We start from the raw sequence: 26,300 nt of genomic DNA, 5'->3' as shown, positions 1-26,300 counted from the left end.
ATCCCTCAAAGATGATGAGGTTAATAGGTTCGAGGTGGAAGCGTGGTGACACGTGGAGCTGACGAATACTAATCGATCGAAGACTTAATCAATTTATTTCAATGTTTTGCGAAGCAAAATCATTTACTTACTATCTAGTTTTGAATGTATAATCATTCTCTTGTCTGGTGACAATGGCAAGGAGGTCACACCTGTTCCCATGCCGAACACAGAAGTTAAGCTCCTTAGCGCCGATGGTAGTTGGATTTACGTTCCGCTAGAGTAGGACGTTGCCAGGCAAATCGTATGAATGCGATGAGCCGATATCGAGACCGAAAGGTCTCTTTTTTTATGCACAAAAACAAAACCGAAGGTTTAATGAAATCAATAAATCAAAATGTAGTAGCTTTACGAAGAGTAAGTGTTTAAAACTAAAGTATTGAGTTACTTTACTTAGTTAAATCGCTTGTCTACACTGTAATTAAAGGAGTGCTAAGAATGAAAATTAGAGCGTTAGAAGAAACAGATTTACAATTTGTACATCATCTCAATAACGAATACACGATTATGTCTTACTGGTTTGAAGAACCGTATGAATCATTAAGTGAGTTAAAAACGTTATATCAAAAGCATATTTTAGATGAATCAGAGAGAAGATTCATTATTGAAGACGATCACACGTCTATCGGTGTTGTAGAACTAGTGGAAATTAACTTTGTACATAGAAATTGTGAAATTCAAATTATTATAGATTCACAATTTGGAAATAAAGGCTATGCTAAAAAAGCATTTAAAATGGCAATTGATTATGCCTTTTTAGTCTTGAACCTGAATAAAGTTTATTTATATGTGGATGTGAATAATGAAAAAGCAGTGCACATATATAAAAAAGCAGGTTTCATTATAGAAGGTGAATTAAAAGAACATTTTTATACTCAAGGAAAGTATAAAGATTGTTATGTCATGGGACTATTGAAAACAAAGTGGATTGAGCAACGCAATGGTGATGATGATTTATCGCAAGTGCGCTAAACAATTAAGAAAGTGTGTATAATATGGAACTTCCAATTTTTCATAAATTATCTCAATTGATTAATGAAAATGCTATTTCATTACATGTACCTGGTCACAAAAATGGAACAATCGGTAATGTAAAAAATTTGGACTTTAAAATGGACATGACTGAAATCACAGGGCTTGATGATTTACATCACCCTGAAGATATCATATTAAAAAGTATGCAACATATTCATAAACACCCGGACTATGACGCATATTTCTTAATTAATGGAACAACCTCAGGAATTTTATCAGTGATACAGTCATTTTCAAAATTAAAAGGAAATTATTTGATTAGTCGTAATGTGCACAAATCAGTCTTTCATGGATTGGATATTGTACAGCAACCTGCTGATATAATAGCAATGACTAAGAGTAATGATAGTAGTCAATATTTAGGTCCAGACACACAAAGTATGACATTTAATAATCAGAAGTTAGCTATTGTAACCTATCCAAACTATTATGGTGAATGCTTTGATATCAGAGCATTTGTAGATAGAGCACATCGTGAAGCTATACCAGTATTAGTTGATGAGGCACATGGTGCACATTTTAATTTAAAAAACTTTCCAAAGTCTGCACTTGAAAGTGGCGCGGATTATGTTGTGCAGTCTTATCACAAGACATTGCCCGCACTCACGATGGGATCTATGTTGTTTATTCATAAAGATGCGCCATTGAAAGATGAAATAGTGCGATATCTAGGATACTTTCAGACTTCTAGTCCTTCATATTTAGTGATGGCCAGTCTTGAGCTAGCACATCAATTTTATGTTGATTACGATAGTACGCTATTTTTTGAAAAAAGAAATCAACTTATTGATACGCTAAATATGATTGGATTAACTACTATTTGTGTAAGTGATCCTTTAAAATTATTAATTCAGTATCAAGGGTATTCTGGATTTGAAATACAAACATGGTTTGAACAAATGGGTATATACATTGAATTAGCTGACGACAAGCAAGTTTTATTTGTATTGCCGTTATGGCATGAGGACGATAAGTATCCATTTGAAACACTATTAAACAAAATCACTAAAATCAATCTACCATGTCCATTGTCAACTAAACAATCAACATCAATACATATACCGTTAGATGAAGGTACATACTTCCCACAAGATAGTGGTAACGTAACATGGGTTGATATTGATCAATCGATAGGTAAGATATTAGCAATGCACATCATACCATATCCACCGGGTATCCCTGTTTATTTAAAAGGGGAAAGAATAACCCAAAATATGATAAAATTAATGCGAGAATATCTTCAAAAAGGCGATAGAGTTGAAGGTATAAAACAAGAAAAAATATTAGTTAAGGATGAATAAAATGTCGGCGTTTATAACATTCGAGGGTCCTGAAGGTTCAGGTAAGACAACTGTATTGCAACGTGTGTCTGAAAAGTTAGCTCAGGATTATCAGTTGATTGCTACTAGAGAACCTGGAGGAGTACCAACTGGTGAAGAAATACGTAAGGTAGTATTAGAAGGGGAAAATATGGACATACGTACAGAAGCAATGTTGTTTGCTGCTTCTAGAAGAGAACACCTAGTAGAAAAAGTTGTGCCCGCGTTAAATGATAATAAAATTGTCTTATGTGATAGATATATTGATAGCTCTCTTGCATATCAAGGTTATGCAAGGGGTATAGGTATTGAAGAAGTGAAGCAATTAAATGATTTTGCAATAAATGGTCTTTATCCAAATTTAACCATTTATTTAGATATTACGGCAGAAGTCGGTAGAGATAGAATACTTAAAAATCAACGAGATCAAAATCGGCTTGATAAAGAAGATATTGCATTTCACGAGAAGGTGATTGAAGGATATCGACAAATCATTCAAGAAACACCTCAGCGTTTTGCAGTGGTAGATGCGACACGTAATATTGATGATGTAGTCAATGAAACTTATGAGATAATCTTAAATTTTTTAAAATAATTATGATATAATAACAAGAAGAGGTGTTTTAAGATGAAAATGATTATAGCGATCGTTCAAGATCAGGATAGTCAAGAACTTTCAGACCAACTCGTAAAAAATAACTTTAGAGCTACAAAATTAGCAACTACTGGTGGATTTTTAAGAGCAGGTAACACTACTTTCTTATGTGGTGTAGATGATGACCGTGTAGATGATATTTTATCAGTCATTGATCATACTTGCGGTAATAGAGATCAACTTGTTTCACCAATGACACCAATGGGAGGTAGTGCAGATTCTTACATACCATATCCTGTTGAAGTGGAAGTAGGAGGCGCTACAGTATTTGTAATGCCAGTCGAATCATTCCATAGATTTTAACATTTAAAAGTAATGAATAATGAAATTAAGACACCTTAGATGAATAAACAATATTCGAGGTTGGGACATTATGGCTTATGCTCTGGAACACTGATAGACGGTGTTTGAAGGCAGATTTAGCAAACTTTTTTGCAACATGTTAAGTTGTAGAGAAACTCGATTCGACAAAATTTGAAATATAATTTTGCTAATCGGTAAGTTTGCATAAATTCTAAATGCTTTGGTCCTAACCTCTTTTATATTATAAAGTTGAATAAGGAGTAAGCAAGCATGGATGAACAACAAAAATTAGCGAATGCGTATCATTCAAATAAACTATCGCATGCCTACCTTTTTGAAGGTGATGATGCACAATCAATGAAGCATGTAGCGATGGAATTTGCAAAACTTATTCTATGTAATGGGAATCAGCAATGTGAAATGAAAGTTGAAACCTTCAACCAACCAGACTTCATGTATGTATCTTCTGAAGAAAATTCAATTAAGAAAGAGCAAATTGAGCAATTGGTACATCGTATGAATCAACTTCCTATTGAAGGAACACATAAAGTTTATATCATTGAAGATTTTGAAAAGCTTACTGTTCAAGGGGAAAATAGTATATTAAAGTTTTTAGAAGAACCACCTGAGAATACGATAGCCATTTTGTTATCAACGAAGCCAGAACAAATCTTAGATACAATTCATTCACGTTGTCAGCATGTTTATTTTAAACCAAGTGATAAACAAGACTTTATAGATAGATTAGTTGATGAAGATATTAATAGAGCTGTAGCTGAAATGCTAAGCACCTATACTACGCAACTAGAAACTGCAATAGATTTAAATGAAGAACATGATTTAGTTACACTTAGGAAAGTGATCTTACATTGGTGTGACTTATTATTAACGAATAGACCTATGGCATTAATTGGAATAATAGATTTATTAAAAAATGCGAAAAATCGTAAGTTACAATTACTAACGCTAGCAGCCGTTAACGCGTTTTTTGAGGATATTATGCATGCCAAAATAGGAATTGAACGAGATTTTACATACACAGATTTAAAAGGTAATATAGAAAAATATGCGAATCAGTTATCGCTAAACCAAGTTATAACAATGTACGACCAAATTACAGAAGCGCACAAAAAATTAATGCAAAATGTTAATCCGACGCTTGTATTTGAACAAATAGTAATCAAAGGTGTGAGTTAGAATGCCAAATATCGTAGGTGTACAATTTCAGAAAGCAGGGAAATTGGAATATTATGCGCCTAATGATTTAGACGTAAATGTAGATGATTGGGTTGTTGTCGAATCTAAACGAGGCATTGAAATTGGAAGTGTAAAGTTTCTACCTAAAGATGTTGAAGATGGTGATGTTACATTACCTTTAAAAGAAATTATACGCGTTGCTACAGAGCAAGATATCGAAACGTATTATCAAAATGATGAAGATGCCACTAATGCATTACAATTATGTAAAGACTTAGTTAAAGAACAGCAACTGGATATGCGATTAGTTAATTGTGAATATACATTAGATAAATCAAAAGTAATTTTTAATTTTACAGCAGATGATCGTATTGATTTTCGTAAACTCGTAAAACATTTAGCACAAAATTTAAAGACACGTATCGAATTAAGACAAATCGGTGTTCGAGATGAAGCCAAATTACTAGGTGGTATCGGTCCATGTGGTCGTTCACTATGTTGTGCCACATTTTTAGGGGATTTTGAACCGGTTTCAATTAAAATGGCTAAAGATCAAAATCTGTCATTAAATCCTACTAAAATTTCTGGTGCTTGTGGTCGATTGATGTGTTGTTTAAAATATGAAAATGATTTTTATGAAGAGGCAAGAGCACAGTTGCCTGATTTAGGGGACAAAATTGTGACACCTGAAGGCAAAGGACAAGTCATTGGGTTGAATATTCTAGATATTTCAATGCAAGTTAAAATCGATGGTTTAGAACAGCCGTTAGAATATAAAATGGAAGAATTAGAAGCTTTTAATTAAGGAGGCACGTTACTTTTGAATCGCAATGACTTATTTGAAAAAATTGTAAAACTTGAAAGTAATGTTAATCAATTAAATCAGGAAATGAGTGAACTGAAAGCATTATCTATCCAACTTATTGAAGAAAATGTTGCCTTACAAGTTGAAAATGATAATTTAAAATCATTGATGGCTAAGAGTGAACAAGAGGTTGAAGATGTCAGAGTTACCAATCGTATTGAAAAAGACAACAAGTCAATGAGTAAGGAAAGAGATAATAAAAGTTCAATTAAACATGTTAAGAAACCATTGCCAAGTAAGGATAACTTAGCAGTATTATATAGCGAAGGATTCCATATTTGTAATGGAGAATTATTTGGTAAACACCGATATGGTGAGGATTGTTTACTATGTATGAATGTATTAAATAGTTAGACCATTGGTCAGTTGATATTGCCAGTGGATTGACAGTACGTCGCAAATGTAAAGTGAAATTGATTAAAGCGTACGCTAATGATTAGGGATGGATTTCAACACTTTGAAATATAACGATGTGTTGTAAAGACATCTCTTTTTTAGGAGAAAAAATTATGTTAAAAGCTAATGAGCGTATTGATGACTTATTTAAAGAAAATTTGAAAATTATACAAAATGACGATGTTTTTTCATTTTCAACAGATGCTTTATTGTTAGGGCATTTTACCGAAGTGAGGAAGAATGACAAAATATTAGACCTTTGCGCGGGAAATGGTGTGATTGCACTCTTGTTATCAGCTAAAGGATCGCAAACAATTGAGAGTATCGAGATACAAGAACAATTGGCTGATATGGCTCGCCGTAGCTTCGAATATAACGATTTAACGAATCGATTATTAATGCATCACATGGATTTAAAAGATGTGTACCAAAACTTTAAACCATCTCAATATACGTTAGTCACGTGTAATCCTCCTTATTTTAAAAGCAATCAACGTCATCAACATCAAAAAGAGGCGCATAAGATTGCGAGACATGAGATTATGTGTACATTAGAGGATTGTATGTTGGCAGCGCGTCATTTATTAAAGCAAGGTGGTCGACTTATGATGGTTCATCGAGCTGAAAGGTTAATGGATGTCTTAACTAAGATGCGCAAAGCCAGTATTGAACCGAAACGAGTGGTTTTTATTTATAGTAAAATTGATAAATCGGCTGTTACGATTGTAGTAGAGGGACGCAAAAACGGTAACCAGGGATTAACCATTGCACCACCATTTTACATCTATAACAATCAGGGTGACTATACTGATGAAATGAAAGAGGTGTATTATGGCTAAACATTATGTTTATATAGTTAAATGCAAAGATAATTCATTATATACGGGTTATACTACCAATGTAGAGGCACGTATTGCGACTCATAATGCAGGAAAAGGGGCTAAATATACTAAAACAAGACGTCCGGTAGTGTTAGTTTATCAAGAAATGTTTAGTTCAAAATCAGAAGCAATGCGAAGAGAGTATGAAATTAAAACATATAGCAGACAACAAAAATTAAAAATGATTGAGGAGCGTTAAATATGGCGACATTATATTTAGTGGGAACGCCTATAGGAAATCTAGGTGATATTACATTTCGTGCAATTGAAACTTTAAAAAATGCTGATTTTATAGCTTGTGAAGATACACGAGTGACCAAAAAGCTTTGCAATCATTATGATATTCAAACACCTCTCAAATCATATCATGAACATAATAAGTCGCAGCAAACTGAGTATTTAATTGACTTGTTAAATGAAGGTTACAATATCGCTTTAGTGTCAGATGCAGGTTTACCTTTAATAAGCGATCCGGGTTATGAGTTGGTCGTTGCAGCCCACAGTTATGACATTCATGTAGAAACCGTGCCTGGTCCTAATGCAGGTTTAACTGCACTAATGGCAAGTGGCCTACCATCCTATACGTATACATTTTTAGGCTTTTTACCTAGAAAAGAAAAAGATAAAGTAGCAGTATTACAGGAACGAATGTTTCAAGATAGCACATTAATTATTTATGAGTCACCATTCCGTGTTGTTGAAACGTTAAAAGCCATTTCTAAAGTTGATGATACTAGACGTGTTGCAGTCGGTCGTGAATTAACTAAAAAGTTTGAACAAATTATGATGCAAGAAGTTGAGCACTTAATAAATGCATTTCAAAACGATGAAATTATGCAAAAAGGTGAATTTGTAATATTGATTGAGGGCGCTAAGCCTCTTGAAACTGAACAATGGTTTCAATCACTTACCATTTCAGAGCATGTCGAACACTATATATCAGAACAAAATATTAAACCTAAAAAGGCGATTAAGTTAGTCGCAGAAGATCGTCATATGAAGACTGGAGAAGTTTATGACATATATCATGATGTCAATCAATGATGTGGCAATGAAACGTTGATTAATTAAATATTTTTCTGGGAAAATGGGCAATAAAAATCTTATGAAATACCCCATAAATTAATGAATTTATGGTAATGTTAATAGGATACGACATTAGAAAATTGATATGAGTTATAATAAGAAATAACTTAATATAAAAGGATATCGTGATGCGTTTAAGTATCAAAATCCATAATGAACAAAATAACACGTATATATTATTATTTTGTAAACGATGAGGAGGACTATTGATGGCGAAAGAAACATTTTATATTACAACCCCAATTTATTATCCGAGTGGTAATTTGCATATCGGTCATGCATATTCAACAGTAGCTGGTGATGTGATTTCACGTTATAAACGTATGCAAGGTTATGATGTTCGTTACTTAACTGGTACAGATGAACATGGCCAAAAAATTCAAGAAAAAGCTCAAAAAGTAGGTAAAACTGAATTAGAATATTTAGATGAAATGATCAGTGGTATTAAAAGTCTTTGGAGTAAGTTAGAAATCTCTAATGATGACTTTATTCGTACTACAGAAGATCGTCATAAACAAGTAGTAGAAAAAGTTTTTGAGCGTCTTTTAAAACAAGGTGATATTTACCTTGGTGAGTATGAAGGGTGGTATTCAGTACCAGATGAAACATATTACACTGAATCGCAATTAGTAGATCCAATATATGAAAATGGCAAAATCGTTGGCGGAAAAAGCCCAGATTCAGGTCATGAGGTTGAGTTAGTTAAAGAGGAAAGCTATTTCTTTAATATTAATAAATACACAGATAGATTATTAGAATTTTATGATGCTAATCCAGATTTCATTCAACCGCCTTCAAGAAAAAATGAAATGATTAACAACTTTATTAAACCTGGTTTAGAAGATTTAGCTGTTTCACGTACATCATTTGACTGGGGCGTCAGAGTGCCATCCAATCCTAAACACGTTGTATACGTATGGATTGATGCGTTAGTAAACTATATTTCTGCATTAGGATACTTATCAGATGATGATGAATTATTCAAGAAATATTGGCCAGCAGATGTGCATTTAATGGCTAAGGAAATTGTACGTTTCCACTCAATTATTTGGCCAATTTTATTAATGGCGTTAGACTTACCGCTTCCTAAAAAAGTATTTGCACATGGTTGGATTCTGATGAAAGACGGTAAAATGAGTAAATCTAAAGGTAATGTGGTAGATCCTAACGTATTAATTGACCGCTATGGTCTTGATGCAACACGCTATTATTTAATGCGCGAACTACCATTTGGCTCTGATGGAGTATTCACTCCTGAAGCTTTTGTAGAGCGCACTAACTATGATTTAGCAAATGACTTAGGTAACTTAGTAAATCGTACAATCTCTATGATTAATAAGTATTTCCAAGGTGAACTGCCTGCATATGAAGGTCCTAAACATGAACTAGAAGAAGATATGGAAGCATTAGCACATGAAACTGTGAAACATTTCAATGAAAGTATGGAAAGTTTCCAATTCTCTGTAGCTTTATCTACTGTATGGAAGTTTATTAGTCGTACAAATAAATATATCGATGAGACTACACCATGGGTATTAGCTAAGGATGATAGTCAAAAAGATATGCTTGGTAATGTCATGGCACATTTAGTTGAAAATATTCGATATGCTGCAGTGTTACTACGTCCATTCTTAACACATGCACCTAAAGAAATTTTCAAACAACTGAATATTAATGAACCTGAATTATTTGAATTAGAAAGTCTTGAACAATATGGTGCATTAAAACAACCAATTATGGTAACTGAGAAGCCAACACCAATCTTCCCACGTTTAGACACTGAAGCGGAAATTGCATATATTAAAGAATCAATGCAACCTCCAAAGTCTGAAGAATCTAAAGATGAAGTGGAAGAGCCAAGTAAAGCGCAAATTGATATTAAAGATTTTGATAAAGTTGAAATTAAAGCAGCAACAATTACTGATGCTGAAAACGTTCCAAAGTCTGATAAATTGTTAAAAATTCAAATTGACTTAGGTTTAGAGCAACGTCAAATTGTTTCTGGAATCGCTAAGTTTTATCGTCCAGAAGATATTATCGGTAAAAAAGTTGCAGTGGTCACTAACTTAAAACCTGCTAAATTAATGGGTCAAAAGTCAGAAGGCATGATTTTATCAGCTGAAAAAGATGGTGTCTTAACATTAGTTAGTTTACCAAGTGCAATTCCAAATGGTGCAGTTATTAAATAGTAATAAATTGTAAAATTAGGAGAGATAAAATGTTAATCGATACACATGTCCATTTAAATGATGAACAATATGCGGAAGATTTAACTGAAGTCATTTCTCGTGCGAGAGAAGCAGGCGTTGATCGCATGTTTGTCGTTGGTTTTGATACACCGACAATTGAACGTGCTATGGAACTGATTGAACAATATGATTTTATATATGGAATTATCGGTTGGCATCCTGTTGATGCGATTGATTTTACAGATGAACGTTTACAATGGATTGAAGAATTATCACAACATCCTAAAGTTATTGGTATTGGAGAGATGGGCTTAGATTATCATTGGGATAAATCTCCAGCTGATGTTCAAAAAGACGTATTTAGAAAGCAAATTGCTCTCGCTAAAAGAGTGAACTTGCCTATCATTATTCATAATCGCGAAGCTACGCAAGATTGTGTAGATATCTTAATGGAAGAACATGCTGAAGAAGTAGGCGGAATTATGCATAGCTTCAGTGGTTCTCCTGAAATTGCAGATGTAGTTATTAATAAACTGAACTTCCATATTTCTTTAGGGGGTCCAGTTACATTTAAGAATGCTAAGCAACCTAAAGAAGTCGCAAAACATGTGCCTATGGATAGATTGTTAGTTGAAACAGATGCGCCTTATCTTTCACCTCATCCATATAGAGGTAAACGTAATGAACCAGAACGTGTGACTTTAGTTGCTGAACAAATTGCAGAATTACGTGGTATGTCATATGAAGATGTATGTCGTCAAACTACGGAAAATGCTGAACGTTTATTTAAATTAAAATAATAATATATGTCTGAGAAAGATGTTAAACCGTGTCTGTCATGGTATGATTTTATAAACATGACACACGACATCTTTCTCATTTTTTATGTGATAAGTAGTTATAATATATGTGAAATGAATTTGAAAGGTTAGGATTTTTATTATGAAAATCAATGAATTTATCGTAGTAGAAGGTAGAGATGACACTGAACGAGTAAAGTCGGCTGTTGAATGTGATACGATTGAAACAAATGGAAGTGCAATCAATAAAGAGACTTTAGCAGTCATCCAAAATGCACAAGAAACAAGAGGTGTTATCGTATTAACTGATCCTGACTTTCCCGGTGATAAAATACGTCACACGATTACAGAACACGTTTCAGGTGTTAAACATGCATACTTAGATAGAGAAAAGGCTAAAAATAAGCGTGGTAAAATCGGCGTTGAACATGCGCATCCAAAAGATATTAGAGACGCATTAATGCACGTCAGTTCTCCTTTTGAAGAAGCGGAAGAATCAATCGACAAAAGTGTTCTCATAGACTTAGGATTAATAATTGGTAAAGACGCACGTCGTAAAAGAGAAATACTAGGTCGTAAATTACACATCGGACATTCAAATGGCAAGCAACTGCTTAAGAAACTCAATGCATTTGGTTATACTGAATCGGATGTGCGCGAAGCGTTATCTATGGAAAAGGAGAGTGAATAAAAGGTGGAGAGAAAAGATATTGCGACACCTTCAAGAACTAAGGCACTGTTAGATCAGTTTGGATTTAACTTTAAAAAAAGTTTAGGACAAAATTTCTTAGTAGATGTGAATATCATTCATAAAATTATAGATGCGAGTGAAATTGACGACAACACAGGTATTATTGAAGTTGGACCCGGTATGGGGTCTTTAACAGAGCAATTAGCTAAAAGAGCTAAAAAGGTGATGTCATTTGAAATTGATCAACGACTTATACCTGTACTAAAAGAAACACTAGCGCCATATGACAATGTTACGATAATTAACGAAGATATATTGAAAGCAGACATTGGTAAGGCGGTTAAAACGTATTTGAATGATTGTGACAAAATCATGGTCGTAGCTAATTTACCATATTATATTACAACACCAATTTTACTGAATTTAATGCAACAAGATATTCCGATTGATGGTTATGTTGTTATGATGCAAAAAGAGGTTGGTGAACGCTTAAATGCACAAGTAGGAACAAAGGCTTATGGTTCATTATCTATCGTTACACAGTACTATACAGAAACAAGTAAAGTGCTAACGGTTCCTAAATCAGTTTTTATGCCACCACCTAATGTAGATTCTATTGTTGTTAAATTAATGCAAAGAGAGACGCCACTCGTTAGCGTGGATGACGAAGAAACTTTCTTTAAATTAGCTAAAGCAGCTTTTGCGCAAAGACGTAAAACAATCAACAACAATTATCAGAATTTCTTTAAAGATGGAAAAAAACATAAAGAAAGTATATTAAAATGGCTTGCACAAACAGGTATTGATCCTAAAAGACGCGGGGAAACGCTATCAATACAAGATTTTGCACGATTGTATGAAGAAAAGAAAAATTTCCCAGAATTAGAAAATTAAATTGTTGACAAAGCGCTACTACATTGATAAAATTTAAATTTTATTTGACATAACCTTGCGAGATATGGTATTATGTAACTTGTAGCGAGGTGGAGCAATATGCCAAAATCAATTTTGGACATCAAAAATTCTATTGATTGTCATTTAGGAAATCGTATTGTACTAAAAGCCAACGGTGGTCGTAAAAAAACAATCGAACGTTGCGGTGTGTTAAAAGAAACGTATCCTTCAGTATTCGTTGTTGAATTAGACCAAGATAAGCATAATTTTGAAAGAGTTTCGTATACATATACGGATGTTCTTACAGAGAACGTACAAGTTTCATTTGAAGAAGATAATCATCAAGAAGTAGTTGCACACTAATTTAGACATAAATATAGAGTGGTTTAGTGTACTACAACTCTATAATTAAAATGTATTGGGTGTTGGGCTTATTAAGTTCAACACTCTTTTTTTGTAGAAGATTAAGATATGCGTCGAACGTGAGACAGTGAATGTTTCTATATCACTTCCAATCATTTTACTTAAAAATAATATAATTTCATTAGAAAACGTATATTAGTAGATTAAATTGATTGTTTTATTAAGATTTTACATAAATTTGTCATGTATCTATCAAATATTTTAAGTCTTTGTGTTAAAATCATCTTATTACTATAGATGAAGAGAGGGCGGAAAAATGATATATGAAACGGCACCAGCCAAGATAAATTTGACGCTCGATACACTTTTCAAAAGAGATGATGGATATCATGAAATTGCAATGATTATGACGACAGTTGATCTGAACGATCGATTATCTTTCCAAAAAAGAAAAGATAAAAAAATCGTTGTTGATATTGAACATAACTATGTTCCAAATGATCATAAAAATTTGGCTTATCGTGCAGCACAATTGATGATGGAAACCTATGATTTAAATGAAGGTGTCACCATTACTATAGATAAAGATATTCCTGTATCTGCCGGTTTAGCAGGAGGATCAGCTGATGCAGCTGCTACGATGCGTGGTATTAATCGGCTGTTTAATTTGGATAAATCTTTGCATGAACTAAGTGATTTGGGAATACAAATTGGAACAGACATTCCGTTTTGCATCTATAACAGAACTGCTGTATGCAAAGGTAGAGGTGAAAAGATACGCTTTTTAAAAAAGCCACCTTCAGCTTGGGTAGTTTTAGCGAAACCTAATTTAGGTATATCATCCGCGGATGTATTCAAGGCGTTAGATTTGGATGATGCACATCATGTAGATACAGAAATGTGCGAGAAGGCGATTGTTGAAGGTGATTATAAACAGTTATGTGAAAGCTTATCGAATCGTCTAGAACCAGTATCAATGTCAATGCATCCTGAAATTAAAAAAATAAAAAATAATATGTTGCAATGTGGTGCAGATGGCGCATTAATGAGTGGTAGTGGTCCAACCGTATATGGGCTTGCTCAAAAAGAAAGCCAAGCGAAAAAGATATATAATGCTGTTAATGGCTGCTGTAATGAAGTGTATTTAGTAAGATTATTAGGATAGAAGGGTTGAACAACAAATGAGGTATAAAAGAAGTGAACGTATCGTCTTTATGACACAGTATTTAATGAATCATCCAAATCAGTTAATACCTTTAACTTTTTTTGTGAAAAAATTTAAACAAGCGAAGTCTTCAATTAGTGAAGATGTTCAAATTATTAAGAATACTTTCCAAAAAGAAAAGCTAGGTACAGTTATTACGACTGCAGGTGCGAGTGGTGGTGTAACTTACAAACCAATGATGAGTAAAGAAGAGGCTTCGGAAATTGTTGAAGAAGTTATTGAACTACTCCAAGAAAAAGAACGATTATTACCCGGTGGATATCTTTTCTTATCAGATTTAGTTGGTAACCCTTCTTTACTTAATAAAGTTGGTAAATTAATTGCTAGCATTTATATGGAAGAAGATCTTGATGCGGTTGTGACAATCGCTACAAAAGGGATATCACTTGCCAATGCGGTAGCTAACGTATTAAATTTACCTGTAGTAGTAATTAGAAAAGACAATAAAGTTACTGAGGGATCTACTGTATCGATTAACTACGTGTCTGGCTCTTCTCGTAAGATCGAAACGATGGTGCTTTCTAAACGTACATTAGCTGAAAATTCTAATGTACTTGTCGTGGATGATTTTATGAGAGCAGGAGGTTCAATCAACGGTGTCATGAATCTTATGAATGAGTTTAAGGCACAAGTTAAAGGGGTATCTGTACTTGTAGAATCAAAAGAAGTTAAACAAAGATTGATTGAGGATTATACTTCTTTAGTTAAATTATCTGATGTTGATGAATACAATCAGGAATTTAAAGTAGAACCTGGCAATAGTTTGTCTAAATTTTCTTAAAAGGAGTTTATTACATCATGAAAACAATTAACACTAACAAAGCACCAGAAGCTTTAGGACCATACTCACACGCTATGGTTGTGAATAATTTAGTATTCACATCTGGACAAATCCCATTAGATACTGAAGGGAATATTGTCAGTGATGATGTGAAAGAGCAAACAAAACAAGTGCTAGACAATTTGTCTGTCGTACTTGAAGAAGCTGGTTCGGATTTAAACTCAGTTGTGAAAGCAACCATTTTTATCTCCGACATGAATGAATTTCAACAAATAAATGAAGTCTATGGTAGTTATTTCAGTGAACATCAACCAGCGCGTAGTTGTGTTGAAGTTGCACGATTACCGAAAGACGTTAAAGTTGAAATTGAAGTTGTAGGTAAAGTAAAAGGAATATAATTTCCTTGATTAAAGAATTGTCAAGCTTCTAACAAACAAAGATATATATACTAGGGGGGCTCACTACATGAAAGTGACAGATGTTAGACTTAGAAAAATACAAACAGATGGCAGAATGAAAGCACTTGTTTCAATTACATTAGACGAAGCTTTTGTTATTCACGATTTACGTGTAATTGAAGGGAACTCAGGTCTTTTCGTTGCTATGCCAAGTAAACGTACACCAGATGGTGAATTCCGTGATATCGCGCATCCAATCAACTCTGATATGAGACAAGAAATTCAAGATGCCGTTATGAAAGTATATGACGAAACAGATGAAGTTATTCCAGATAAAAATGCTTCATCAGAAGATTCAGACGAAGCTTAAATAAATCATACATTATGGCAGGTTCAGCATTTAAATTTGTTGAACCTGCTTTTTAAATATCAAGTGTGGTATAAAGCATTCTACTAATGAATACATATTTTGAAAATTTAAATAGACTAAATTATAAAATCTTCTAAATCTTGAAACTCGAACTTGAGTTAAATTATAATAAATTAGAAGTGTAAATTTATTGGAGGGTTATCACTCATGCAAAGAAATGCGGTAATATTAGCAGCTGGAAAAGGTACTAGAATGAAATCAAATAAATATAAAGTGCTACATAAAGTTGCTGGAAAATCAATGGTAGAACATGTGTTAACAAATGTTAAGAATGCTGGTGTTAACCAAATCGTGACAATTGTAGGTCATGGCGCTGAAGACGTTAAAGAAACATTGGGGAACCAATCGTTATATAGCTATCAAGAAGAACAATTGGGAACAGCACATGCTGTAAAGATGGCTAACGAACATTTGAAAGAAGTGGAAGGTACAACTTTAGTTGTTTGTGGAGATACACCACTCATTACAGCTCATACGTTACAAAAGTTAATTGAGCATCATGAAAGTACTCATGCGCAAGCGACAGTATTATCAGCAACTGCTCAGATTCCGTTTGGTTATGGGCGAATTGTTCGCGATGAACAACGTAGACTACAACGTATTGTCGAAGAAAAAGACGCGTCAGAAGCACAAAAAGCATTAACTGAAATTAGTTCTGGAATTTTTGCGTTCGATAATCGAGTTCTTTTCTCTAAATTAGAAGAAGTTAAAAATGATAATGCTCAAGGTGAATACTACTTGCCAGATGTGATCAGCTTAATCTTAGCTGAAAATGGCGTCGCTGAAGTTTATCACACAGACGATTTTAATGAGATTATGGGTGTAAATGATCGTGTCATGTTAAGTAATGCGGAAAAGGCGTTGCAACAACGTATTAACATTGAGCATATGAGAAATGGTGTAACTATTATCGACCCTACAACTACATTTATTGGACCAGATGTCAAAATAGGTATGGATACAATTATTGAACCTGGTGTGCGTATTAATGGTGAAACAGTAATAGGAGAAGAAGCTGTCATCGGTCAATACTCTGAAATCAACAATAGTCATATTGGCTCACAAGTTGACATTAAACAATCAGTTATTAATGATTCAATCGTTGGTGATAAAACAAAAGTTGGACCATTCGCGCAACTAAGACCTGGTTCAAACTTAGGTTCAGATGTTAAAGTGGGTAACTTTGTAGAAGTGAAAAAAGCAGATCTCAAAGATGGGGCTAAAGTATCTCACTTAAGTTATATTGGAGATGCTGAAATCGGTGAACGTACAAACATTGGTTGTGGTTCTATCACAGTTAATTATGATGGTGTTAATAAATTTAAAACGGTTGTAGGTAAAGATGCATTTATTGGATGTAATACTAACTTAGTGGCACCTGTAACTGTTGGTGACGGTGTGTTAATCGCTGCAGGTTCAACAATTACCGACAACGTCCCTAATGAAAGTTTAGCCCTTGCGCGTGCCCGTCAAATCACAAAAGAAGGATATCTCAAAAAATAATTTTTTGATAAAATTTGGTATCTCTTTTCCACAATTTTTTGTTGAACATAGTAAAAGCGATTAATTTTTTATATAATGAAAGTGTCTAAGTTAAAAATTGGAGGACTATAAATGTTAAATAATGAATACAAGAATTCATCTTTAAAGATTTTCTCTTTAAAAGGAAATGAGCCATTAGCACAAGAGGTAGCTGATCGAGTAGGGATTGAATTAGGGAAATGTTCTGTTAAACGCTTTAGCGATGGAGAAATTCAAATCAATATTGAAGAAAGTATTCGTGGATGTGATGTTTTCATTATCCAACCAACTTCAAATCCGGTTAATTTACACTTGATGGAGTTATTGATTATGATTGATGCTTGTAAGCGTGCATCAGCAGCTAATATCAATATTGTGGTTCCATATTATGGCTATGCACGTCAAGATAGAAAAGCACGTAGCCGTGAACCTATTACAGCTAAGTTAGTAGCTAACTTAATTGAAACAGCTGGCGCTAATCGCATGATTGCATTAGATTTACATGCACCACAAATTCAAGGATTCTTTGATATTCCAATTGACCATTTAATGGGTGTACCAATCATTGGTCAACATTTTGAGAATGACCCTAACATTGACCCAGAAGAATGTGTCGTAGTATCACCGGACCACGGTGGCGTTACACGCGCACGTAAACTTGCTGACATTTTAAAAACTCCGATTGCAATTATTGATAAACGACGTCCTAAACCAAACGTAGCAGAAGTAATGAATATTGTTGGTGAAATTGAAGGACGCACTGCGATTATTATTGATGACATTATTGATACAGCAGGAACAATCACTTTAGCTGCGCAAGCTTTAAAAGATAAAGGTGCTAAAGATGTGTATGCTTGTTGTACACACCCAGTTTTATCAGGTCCTGCTAAGGAGCGTATCGAGAATTCAGCAATTAAAGAATTAATCGTTACAAATTCAATCTTATTAGATGACACACGTAAACCATCAAACACTAAAGAATTATCAGTAGCTGGATTACTTGCTCAAGCAATTATTCGAGTATATGAACGTGAATCAGTAAGTGTATTATTTGACTAAAGTTTACAATTGCGTTTGACTTATACATTTCAACCGTGTATAATACATTCGTTCGTGGTTTTACGAACTAATAAACACTTGCAAGCAACTTATAAAGTTGATGGGTAAGTGAAGGGAAGTCCAGAACTTTATATTCTCACGATAATAAGTATCTAGACTTGAAAATGAAAGGTGGAAATACGAATGGCTTCATTAAAGTCAATCATCCGTCAAGGTAAACAAACACGTTCTGACCTTAAAAAATTACGTAATACAGGTAAAGTACCTGCAGTAGTTTATGGTTATGGTACTAAAAATACTTCAGTTAAAGTTGATGAAGTTGAATTCATCAAAGTTATCCGTGAAGTAGGACGTAACGGTGTTATCGATTTAGGCGTTGGTTCTAAATCAATCAAAGTTATGGTGTCAGATTATCAATTCGACCCACTTAAAAACCAAATTACACACATCGACTTCTTAGCAATCAACATGACTGAAGAACGTACTGTTGATGTACCAGTTCACTTAGTAGGTGAAGCTGCTGGTGCTAAAGAAGGTGGCGTAGTTGAACAACCATTATTCGACTTACAAGTTACAGCAACTCCAGAAAATATCCCTGAATCAATTGAAGTTGACATTACTGAATTAGAAGTTAATGACAGCTACTCAGTTTCAGATATTAAAGTTTCTGGCGATTTCACAATTGAAAACGACCCAGAAGAATCTGTTGTAACAGTAGTTCCTCCAACTGATGAACCTACTGAAGAAGAAGTTGAAGCTATGGAAGGTGAAGCAGCAACTGAAGAACCTGAAGTAGTTGGTGAAGAAAAAGAAGAAGATAGCGAAGAAGAAAATAAAGACGAAGAATAATTCGTTGATTGTTATCTTTATGGGAGTGGAACATGAATTCTTAATGAATTCTGTTCTACTCCCTTTTTGTGTTATTATAGGGAATGTTATAAAATAATGAATAATTGATATATGCACAATTCTATTCAGTTAGTCGTTATAAATGAATCACAATGGAGGTAACATCGTATGAAATGTATTGTGGGTCTTGGGAATATAGGCAAGCGATTTGAGTTAACAAGACACAATATCGGTTTTGAAGTCATTGATTACATTTTGAAGAAACATAATTTCTCATTAGATAAACAAAAATTTAAAGGTGCTTATACTATTGAACGTTTAAATGGTGACAAGGTTCTATTTATTGAACCAATGACTATGATGAATCTTTCTGGTGAAGCAGTAGGGCCATTAATGGATTACTATAATGTTGAAGTGGAAGATTTAATCGTCTTGTATGATGATTTAGATTTATCTCAAGGTCAAATCCGCTTGCGTCAAAAAGGTAGCGCTGGAGGACATAATGGTATGAAGTCTATCATTAAACATTTAGGTACAGATCAATTTAAACGAATTCGTATTGGCGTAGGGAGACCGACGAATGGTATGTCAGTACCTGATTATGTATTACAGAAATTTTCAAAAGAAGAGATGATTACTATGGATAAAGTGATTGAACATTCAGCACACGCTGTGGAAGCTTTTATTGAAAGTTCACGCTTCGACCATGTAATGAATCAATATAATGGAGAAGTCAATTGAGACCTATCATTTCAGACTATATTCAAAATGATAAACGTTTCCAGGAACTCGATGATGTATTCGGTCATCAAAACATTCTTGTTACTGGTCTCTCTCCCTCTGCGAAAGCTACGATTATCGCTGAAAAGTATCTAAAAGATCAAAAACAAATGTTGTTAATCACTAACAACTTATATCAAGCAGATAAATTAGAAACTGATATTTTACAATATATCGATCATTCTGAAGTTTATAAATATCCTGTACAAGATATTATGACTGAAGAATTTTCAACGCAAAGCCCTCAACTTATGAGTGAACGTGTAAGAACACTGACTGCATTAGCTCATAATAAGAAAGGGTTATTTATCGTTCCTTTGAACGGATTGAAAAAGTGGCTCACGCCATTTGAACTATGGAAAGATCATCAAATTACGCTTAGAGTAGGCGAGGATATAGATGTCGATGAATTCTTAAATAAATTAGTGAATATGGGATATCGTCGCGAGAGTGTTGTATCACATATAGGCGAGTTCTCATTGCGTGGAGGCATTATCGATATTTACCCACTCATAGGTCAACCTGTTCGAATAGAATTGTTTGATACAGAAGTTGATTCAATTCGTGACTTCGATGTTGAGACGCAACGTTCAAATGACAATATTGAAGAAGTTTCAATCACAACAGCAAGTGATTACGTTATTACAGATGATGTCATTCAACATTTACAATCAGAATTGAAGACCGCATATGAAGCAACACGACCAAAAATTGACAAGTCTGTTCGTAATGATTTGAAAGAGACATATGAAAGTTTCAAGTTATTTGAAACAACGTTTTTTGATCATCAATTATTACGTCGTTTGGTGGCATTTATGTACGAGCAACCTTCAACGCTTATTGACTATTTTGCAAAAGACGCCATCATTGTAGCTGACGAATATAATCGCATTAAAGAAACTGAAAAGACGCTAACAACTGAAGTGGACGATTTCATTCAGAACTTAATAGAAAGTGGAAACGGATTTATCGGTCAATCATTTATGCAATATGATGGTTTTGAGTCGTTATTGAAGGATTATCCAGTGACGTACTTCACTTTGTTTACGTCCACTATGCCTGTTCAGTTACAACATATTATTAAGTTTTCTTGTAAACCAGTACAACAGTTTTATGGGCAATACGATATTATGCGTTCTGAATTCCAACGCTATGTACACAACGACTATCATATCGTGGTGTTAGTTGAAACTGAAACGAAAGTTGAACGAATTCAATCGATGTTGAATGAGATGCATATACCAACTGTTACTAATGTTCACAATGACATTAAATCTGGCCAAGTCGTCGTTACAGAGGGCAGTCTTTCAGAAGGTTTCGAATTACCTTATATGCAACTTGTTGTTATAACTGAGAGAGAATTGTTCAAAACAAAACAAAAGAAACAGCGTAAACGTACTAAAACTTTATCTAATGCTGAAAAAATCAAGTCATATCAAGACCTTAATGTTGGTGACTACGTCGTACATGTACATCATGGGGTAGGGCGTTATCTTGGTGTTGAAACTTTAGAAGTTGGAGATGTTCACCGAGATTATATTAAATTGCAATATAAAGGCACAGACCAACTCTTTGTACCAGTCGATCAAATGGATCAAGTTCAAAAATATGTTGCTTCAGAAGATAAGTCGCCTAAATTAAATAAACTTGGTGGCTCAGAATGGAAGAAAACAAAAGCTAAAGTTCAACAAAGTGTCGAAGATATTGCTGATGAATTAATCGCATTATATAAAGAACGTGAAATGTCGGTAGGTTATCAATATGGTGAAGATACCGCTGAGCAAAGTGCATTTGAAATGGACTTCCCATATGAATTAACGCCTGACCAAGCGAAATCGATAGACGAAATTAAAGGTGATATGGAACGCGAGCGACCAATGGATCGTCTATTATGTGGTGACGTAGGTTATGGTAAAACAGAAGTTGCTGTTAGAGCAGCTTTTAAAGCAGTAATGGAAGGGAAACAAGTTGCATTTCTTGTACCTACAACGATTTTAGCGCAACAACATTATGAAACGTTAATTGAACGAATGCAGGATTTTCCAGTACAAATTGAATTGATTAGTCGATTCCGTTCAACTAAAGAAGTCAAAGAAACTAAAGAAGGTCTTAAATCAGGATACGTTGATATTGTTGTTGGAACACATAAATTATTAGGCAAAGATATTCATTATAAAGATTTAGGATTATTAATAGTCGATGAAGAACAACGTTTTGGTGTACGTCATAAAGAACGTATTAAGACAATGAAGACGAATGTAGACGTACTGACGTTAACTGCAACGCCTATTCCTAGAACTTTACACATGAGTATGCTAGGAGTACGGGATTTATCAGTCATTGAGACACCTCCAGAAAATCGCTTCCCTGTACAAACTTATGTGTTAGAACAAAATAGTAATTTTATTAAAGAAGCTTTAGAACGAGAATTATCACGTGATGGACAGGTATTCTATTTATACAACAGAGTTCAATCCATTTATGAAAAGCGTGAACAATTACAGATGTTAATGCCGGATGCTAATATTGCCGTTGCACATGGTCAGATGACAGAACGTGATCTTGAAGAAACAATGCTAAGCTTTATTAATGGCGAATTTGATATTTTAGTGACTACAACGATTATTGAGACAGGTGTAGATGTACCTAACGCGAATACTCTAATCATTGAAGAAGCAGATCGCTTTGGATTAAGCCAATTGTATCAATTGCGCGGTCGTGTAGGACGCTCAAGTCGAATTGGCTATGCATACTTCTTACATTCTGCGAATAAAGTGCTAACTGAAACTGCAGAAGAAAGATTACAAGCTATTAAAGAATTTACTGAATTGGGTTCAGGATTCAAAATTGCTATGCGTGATTTAAATATTCGTGGTGCCGGAAACTTACTAGGTAAACAACAACACGGCTTTATTGATTCGGTTGGCTTTGACTTGTATTCACAAATGTTAGAAGAAGCGGTTAATGAAAAACGTGGAATTAAAGAAGAAGAACCAGATGCACCAGAAGTAGAAATGGAACTCAACTTAGATGCCTATTTACCTGCAGAATACATTCAAAATGAGCAAGCAAAAATTGAAATTTATAAAAAACTACGTAAAGTTGAAACAGAAGAACAATTATTTGATATTAAAGACGAATTGATAGATCGATTCAATGATTATCCAGTTGAAGTTGAACGTTTACTTGAAATGGTTGAAATTAAAATACATGCGCTACATGCAGGGGTAACTTTAATTAAAGATAAAGGTAAGCAAATTGAAGTGTCATTATCAACGAAAGCAACAGAACAAATGAACGGTGAAGAACTGTTTAAACAAACACAACCTTTAGGACGTGCAATGAAACTAGGTGTTAAAGAAAATCGCATGCATGTAACACTTACCAAGTCTAAGCAATGGTTAGATAACTTGAAATTCCTTGTGAGATGTCTTGAAGGAAGTATGGTTATTGAAGATGAAAACTAAAAGCATATCAGAATCTAAATCTACACAATCGTTATCATCTAAGAGTTCAAACGAGTTCAAACACATTGAACCCTCTAACTACACAGCGTTCAATGGCGTTGTGATTCTAACCCTTGCACTCATCATAGTTAAAATTTTAAGTGCAATTTACAGAGTGCCTTACCAAAATGTTCTCGGAGATACTGGGTTGTATGCTTATCAACAAATATATCCAATTGTGGCGCTAGGTATGATTTTATCTATGAATGCTATTCCAAGTGCGGTAACGCAAACGCTGGGTATTAATGGACAACCGTCTTCGTTTTCAAAAGTGCTAATACGATTTCAAACGTTAGGCATAGTAATATTTTTAATGCTCTTATTATTAGCGCACCCAGTGGCTATATTGATGGGAGATTCAAGACTTGCACCTATGATACGAATGGCAAGTTTGAGTTATTTATTTATTGGTATATTAGGTGTGTGTCGTGGTTATTATCAAAGTCAAAGACGTATGAATATACCCGCTATTTCCCAGGTTATTGAACAAATCATTCGTGTTGGTCTCATCATTGTAGCCATTGGTTTATTTATGATTAAAGATTGGTCGATATATCAAGCAGGAACGATTGCTATTTTAGCTTCTGCACTTGGTTTTTTAGGTTCAAGTCTCTTTTTAATAGTTATGAAACCTTTCTCTTTTAAGATGCAGAATTTATCAGCAAATATACCTTGGAAAGACTTACTTATGGCTACACTTGTATTTGCATTGAGCCAATTATTGGTCATATTATGGCAATTTATAGATAGCTTTACAATCGTTCATACACTACAATCACACGGCCTACATTTTAAAGAAGCAATCATGCAAAAAGGAATTTATGATCGTGGTGCTTCATTTATACAAATGGGTTTAATTGTTACGACAACTTTTAGTTTTGTGTTAATCCCACTTTTAACTGAAGCAATCGAACAACGAAATCAAATTAAAATGAATCGTTACGCTAATGCATCGCTTAAAATCACTATATTAATTAGTTCAGCAGCTGGTATAGGATTAATTAATTTATTACCTATGATGAATGCAGTCTTCTTTAAGACCAATAGTTTAGGTTTTACACTTGGATTCTATATGTTAACGGTTATCTGTGTATCGCTTATAATGATGGATATTGCATTATTACAAGTACTCAATTGCATTCGTCCGATATTGATTGGTGTAACTATTGGCTTAGTAGTGAAAGCGATACTCAACGTCCTATTGATTCATCATTATGGTATTGCTGGCGCTAGTATTAGCACTGTTTTGTCCCTTATTTGTTTTGTAATTATATTGCATAAAGAAGTGCTTAAGCAGTATCACTTTAGTCAAATGAAACCATTCATTTTGAAAATGTTTACTGCGCTTGTCATCATGACGATAATCATTCAAATTATTATGCAGATATTACCTCAAGTGGGACGTATAGGTGGACTTATAGAGTTAGTTGTTGTGGCAATCATAGGCATTGCCGTATTATTAATATTAGTTATATATATGAACATCTTAGGTTATAAAGAATTAAAACATTTGCCATTTGGCGAAAAGCTTTATCATATAAAGAAAGGACGACATTAATGACACATACAATTACAATTGTTGGTTTAGGAAACTACGGTTTAGATGAGTTGCCACTCGGTATATATCGTTTTTTAATACAACAACCGCTTGTTTATACTAGGACACTAGACCATCCTGTAATTAATCAATTACAAGATGAACTTAAATTCGAAAGTTTTGATACTATTTATGAAAAGAATGAAGATTTCGATTCTGTGTATCAACAAATTGTTGATGTATTAATAGAAAAAGCGCAATCACAAGATGTTGTCTATGCCGTACCTGGACATCCACGTGTAGCTGAAACAACGACGGCCAAGTTGTTAGACTACAATGACCATCATCAAGACGTGAATGTTAAAATGCTAGGTGGTAAAAGTTTTATTGATGATATCTTCGCAGCGATTAACCAAGATCCTAACGATGGTTTCACTTTGTTAGATGGTACGGCATTGACCGAACAGTTATTAAATGTGCGTACACATACACTTATTACTCAGGTATATAGTGCTATGGTTGCAGCAGATATTAAAATTACTTTGATGGAACATTATCCAGATGATTTTCCAGTCAAAATAGTGACTGGCGCACATAGCACTGGCGCCTCTGTACTAGAGGTACCTCTATTTGAACTTGATCATCACGAAGACGCATTTAATAATTTAACAAGTGTCTACGTTCCTAAAGTGACAAATGATGAAGTATTATATCGAAACTTTGATTATGCAGTAGAGATTATAGATCGCTTAGTCGATGATGAAACTGGTTGTCCATGGGATCGTGTTCAAACTCATGCCTCCCTCAAACGCTATCTATTGGAAGAAAGCTTTGAATTATTCGAAGCAATTGATAATGAAGATGATTGGCACATGATAGAAGAATTAGGAGATATCTTACTTCAAGTTCTCTTACATGCAAGTATTGGCAAAAAAGAAGGCTATATGGACATTCAAGAAATCATTGAAAGCTTAAGTGCTAAGATGATTCGTCGTCATCCACATATTTTTGGTGATGAAAAAGCAGCATCGATAGAAGAACTAAATGACATTTGGCAGACAGCTAAAAGTAAAGAAGGTAAAGCACCACGAGTTAAATTTGAGAAAGTATTTGCAGACCACTTCATGGCATTGTATGATAAAACCAAAAATAAGGATTTTGATGAAGAAACCCTTAGAAACTTTTTGCAACAAGGGGAGAAAGATTCATGAGATTAGATAAATATTTAAAAGTATCGCGACTTGTTAAACGTCGTACTTTAGCGAAAGAGATAAGTGATCAAGGACGTATTACCATTAATGGGAATGTAGCTAAAGCTGGAACAGATGTTAAGGTAGAAGATGAATTAGTTATTCGTTTCGGACAAAAGCTTGTTACAGTTAAAGTAACTGGTTTAAGCGAACATGCTTCTAAAGAAAATGCTAAAGGTATGTACGATTTAATTAAAGAAGAACGTATTAATCAGAATCAATTTGAAGAAGAATAGACTGAAGGAGGTGAC

General features: G+C 34.1%; 27 protein-coding genes and 2 rRNA genes. All 29 read left to right on the top strand.

The features are described from left to right. A 23S ribosomal RNA gene (locus AC1RRU_RS10265) occupies positions 1 to 92 on the top strand; the annotation flags it as partial. Between the two features lie 71 nt (positions 93 to 163). Further along, positions 164 to 278: ribosomal RNA gene (gene rrf, locus AC1RRU_RS10260) — 5S ribosomal RNA — on the top strand. Positions 279 to 477: 199 nt separating this feature from the next. After that, positions 478 to 1,011 (top strand): GNAT family N-acetyltransferase, encoded by a 534-nt coding sequence (locus AC1RRU_RS10255; RefSeq protein WP_011276781.1) that lies wholly within the window; start codon positions 478 to 480, stop codon positions 1,009 to 1,011. Positions 1,012 to 1,034: 23 nt separating this feature from the next. Then, positions 1,035 to 2,375 (top strand): aminotransferase class I/II-fold pyridoxal phosphate-dependent enzyme, encoded by a 1,341-nt coding sequence (locus tag AC1RRU_RS10250; protein ID WP_070663169.1) that lies wholly within the window; start codon positions 1,035 to 1,037, stop codon positions 2,373 to 2,375. A gap of 1 nt (position 2,376) precedes the next feature. Further along, positions 2,377 to 2,988, top strand: coding sequence for a dTMP kinase (gene tmk, locus AC1RRU_RS10245; protein WP_037552627.1), 612 nt, complete (start codon positions 2,377 to 2,379; stop codon positions 2,986 to 2,988). A gap of 33 nt (positions 2,989 to 3,021) precedes the next feature. Further along, a complete protein-coding gene (darA, locus tag AC1RRU_RS10240; protein WP_011276778.1) occupies positions 3,022 to 3,351 on the top strand; it encodes a cyclic di-AMP receptor DarA in 330 nt (109 codons plus the stop codon). Positions 3,352 to 3,621: 270 nt separating this feature from the next. Next, complete coding sequence (locus AC1RRU_RS10235; RefSeq protein WP_048668044.1) at positions 3,622 to 4,548, top strand: DNA polymerase III delta subunit-related protein; 927 nt, start codon at positions 3,622 to 3,624, stop codon at positions 4,546 to 4,548. Between the two features lies 1 nt (position 4,549). Then, entirely contained in the window at positions 4,550 to 5,353 is an 804-nt protein-coding gene (locus tag AC1RRU_RS10230) for a PSP1 domain-containing protein (RefSeq protein WP_048668043.1), read from the top strand. A 15-nt stretch (positions 5,354 to 5,368) separates the two neighbouring features. Further along, complete coding sequence (yabA, locus tag AC1RRU_RS10225; RefSeq protein ID WP_053019348.1) at positions 5,369 to 5,767, top strand: DNA replication initiation control protein YabA; 399 nt, start codon at positions 5,369 to 5,371, stop codon at positions 5,765 to 5,767. Between the two features lie 155 nt (positions 5,768 to 5,922). After that, positions 5,923 to 6,648: a tRNA1(Val) (adenine(37)-N6)-methyltransferase gene (locus AC1RRU_RS10220; protein ID WP_053019349.1), complete on the top strand. Its 726-nt coding sequence runs from the start codon at positions 5,923 to 5,925 to the stop codon at positions 6,646 to 6,648. After that, positions 6,641 to 6,889 (top strand): GIY-YIG nuclease family protein, encoded by a 249-nt coding sequence (locus AC1RRU_RS10215; protein WP_037536987.1) that lies wholly within the window; start codon positions 6,641 to 6,643, stop codon positions 6,887 to 6,889. The genes AC1RRU_RS10220 and AC1RRU_RS10215 overlap by 8 nt, the downstream gene beginning before the upstream one ends. Positions 6,890 to 6,891: 2 nt before the next feature. Further along, on the top strand, positions 6,892 to 7,734 hold the full coding sequence (rsmI, locus tag AC1RRU_RS10210) for a 16S rRNA (cytidine(1402)-2'-O)-methyltransferase (protein WP_053019350.1): 843 nt from the start codon (positions 6,892 to 6,894) through the stop codon (positions 7,732 to 7,734). A gap of 251 nt (positions 7,735 to 7,985) precedes the next feature. After that, a complete protein-coding gene (gene metG, locus AC1RRU_RS10205) occupies positions 7,986 to 9,965 on the top strand; it encodes a methionine--tRNA ligase (RefSeq protein ID WP_053022156.1) in 1,980 nt (659 codons plus the stop codon). Between the two features lie 29 nt (positions 9,966 to 9,994). Beyond that, positions 9,995 to 10,765, top strand: coding sequence for a TatD family hydrolase (locus AC1RRU_RS10200; protein ID WP_016931266.1), 771 nt, complete (start codon positions 9,995 to 9,997; stop codon positions 10,763 to 10,765). 142 nt (positions 10,766 to 10,907) lie between these two features. Then, the gene (rnmV, locus tag AC1RRU_RS10195; RefSeq protein ID WP_011276769.1) at positions 10,908 to 11,456 is read left to right on the top strand and encodes a ribonuclease M5; all 549 of its coding nucleotides are present in this window, start codon (positions 10,908 to 10,910) and stop codon (positions 11,454 to 11,456) included. 3 nt (positions 11,457 to 11,459) lie between these two features. After that, positions 11,460 to 12,350 (top strand): 16S rRNA (adenine(1518)-N(6)/adenine(1519)-N(6))-dimethyltransferase RsmA, encoded by an 891-nt coding sequence (rsmA, locus tag AC1RRU_RS10190; RefSeq protein ID WP_037570160.1) that lies wholly within the window; start codon positions 11,460 to 11,462, stop codon positions 12,348 to 12,350. A gap of 99 nt (positions 12,351 to 12,449) precedes the next feature. Continuing rightward, positions 12,450 to 12,713: a biofilm formation stimulator Veg gene (gene veg / locus AC1RRU_RS10185; RefSeq protein WP_011276767.1), complete on the top strand. Its 264-nt coding sequence runs from the start codon at positions 12,450 to 12,452 to the stop codon at positions 12,711 to 12,713. Between the two features lie 316 nt (positions 12,714 to 13,029). After that, positions 13,030 to 13,878 carry a 4-(cytidine 5'-diphospho)-2-C-methyl-D-erythritol kinase gene (gene ispE / locus AC1RRU_RS10180; protein ID WP_011276766.1) on the top strand — a complete coding sequence of 283 codons (849 nt, stop codon included), beginning with the start codon at positions 13,030 to 13,032 and terminating at the stop codon, positions 13,876 to 13,878. A gap of 16 nt (positions 13,879 to 13,894) precedes the next feature. Next, positions 13,895 to 14,719: a pur operon repressor gene (gene purR / locus AC1RRU_RS10175; protein ID WP_011276765.1), complete on the top strand. Its 825-nt coding sequence runs from the start codon at positions 13,895 to 13,897 to the stop codon at positions 14,717 to 14,719. Between the two features lie 17 nt (positions 14,720 to 14,736). Beyond that, the gene (locus AC1RRU_RS10170) at positions 14,737 to 15,117 is read left to right on the top strand and encodes a RidA family protein (protein ID WP_011276764.1); all 381 of its coding nucleotides are present in this window, start codon (positions 14,737 to 14,739) and stop codon (positions 15,115 to 15,117) included. 67 nt (positions 15,118 to 15,184) lie between these two features. Then, complete coding sequence (gene spoVG, locus AC1RRU_RS10165) at positions 15,185 to 15,487, top strand: septation regulator SpoVG (RefSeq protein ID WP_011276763.1); 303 nt, start codon at positions 15,185 to 15,187, stop codon at positions 15,485 to 15,487. A gap of 207 nt (positions 15,488 to 15,694) precedes the next feature. Then, positions 15,695 to 17,050 carry a bifunctional UDP-N-acetylglucosamine diphosphorylase/glucosamine-1-phosphate N-acetyltransferase GlmU gene (gene glmU, locus AC1RRU_RS10160; RefSeq protein ID WP_011276762.1) on the top strand — a complete coding sequence of 452 codons (1,356 nt, stop codon included), beginning with the start codon at positions 15,695 to 15,697 and terminating at the stop codon, positions 17,048 to 17,050. 111 nt (positions 17,051 to 17,161) lie between these two features. After that, a complete protein-coding gene (locus tag AC1RRU_RS10155) occupies positions 17,162 to 18,127 on the top strand; it encodes a ribose-phosphate diphosphokinase (RefSeq protein ID WP_011276761.1) in 966 nt (321 codons plus the stop codon). Positions 18,128 to 18,310: 183 nt separating this feature from the next. Continuing rightward, a complete protein-coding gene (locus AC1RRU_RS10150) occupies positions 18,311 to 18,976 on the top strand; it encodes a 50S ribosomal protein L25/general stress protein Ctc (RefSeq protein ID WP_011276760.1) in 666 nt (221 codons plus the stop codon). Between the two features lie 168 nt (positions 18,977 to 19,144). Continuing rightward, complete coding sequence (gene pth / locus AC1RRU_RS10145; protein WP_011276759.1) at positions 19,145 to 19,717, top strand: aminoacyl-tRNA hydrolase; 573 nt, start codon at positions 19,145 to 19,147, stop codon at positions 19,715 to 19,717. Continuing rightward, positions 19,714 to 23,223, top strand: a complete 3,510-nt coding sequence (mfd, locus tag AC1RRU_RS10140; protein ID WP_046464819.1) for a transcription-repair coupling factor — start codon at positions 19,714 to 19,716, stop codon at positions 23,221 to 23,223. Before pth ends, mfd begins: the two co-directional genes overlap by 4 nt. Before the next feature lie 64 nt (positions 23,224 to 23,287). Then, positions 23,288 to 24,820 carry a polysaccharide biosynthesis protein gene (locus tag AC1RRU_RS10135; protein WP_029376684.1) on the top strand — a complete coding sequence of 511 codons (1,533 nt, stop codon included), beginning with the start codon at positions 23,288 to 23,290 and terminating at the stop codon, positions 24,818 to 24,820. Beyond that, a complete protein-coding gene (locus tag AC1RRU_RS10130) occupies positions 24,820 to 26,010 on the top strand; it encodes a MazG nucleotide pyrophosphohydrolase domain-containing protein (RefSeq protein WP_011276756.1) in 1,191 nt (396 codons plus the stop codon). Before AC1RRU_RS10135 ends, AC1RRU_RS10130 begins: the two co-directional genes overlap by 1 nt. Further along, a complete protein-coding gene (locus AC1RRU_RS10125) occupies positions 26,007 to 26,285 on the top strand; it encodes an RNA-binding S4 domain-containing protein (RefSeq protein ID WP_011276755.1) in 279 nt (92 codons plus the stop codon). The genes AC1RRU_RS10130 and AC1RRU_RS10125 overlap by 4 nt, the downstream gene beginning before the upstream one ends. The last annotated feature ends 15 nt before the right edge of the window (positions 26,286 to 26,300 follow it).

The sequence above is a fragment of the Staphylococcus sp. GW821-FHT11H10 genome, assembly GCF_058807855.1.
Note: the sequence above shows the minus strand (reverse complement) of the source record. Positions and strands in the feature narration are given on the sequence as shown.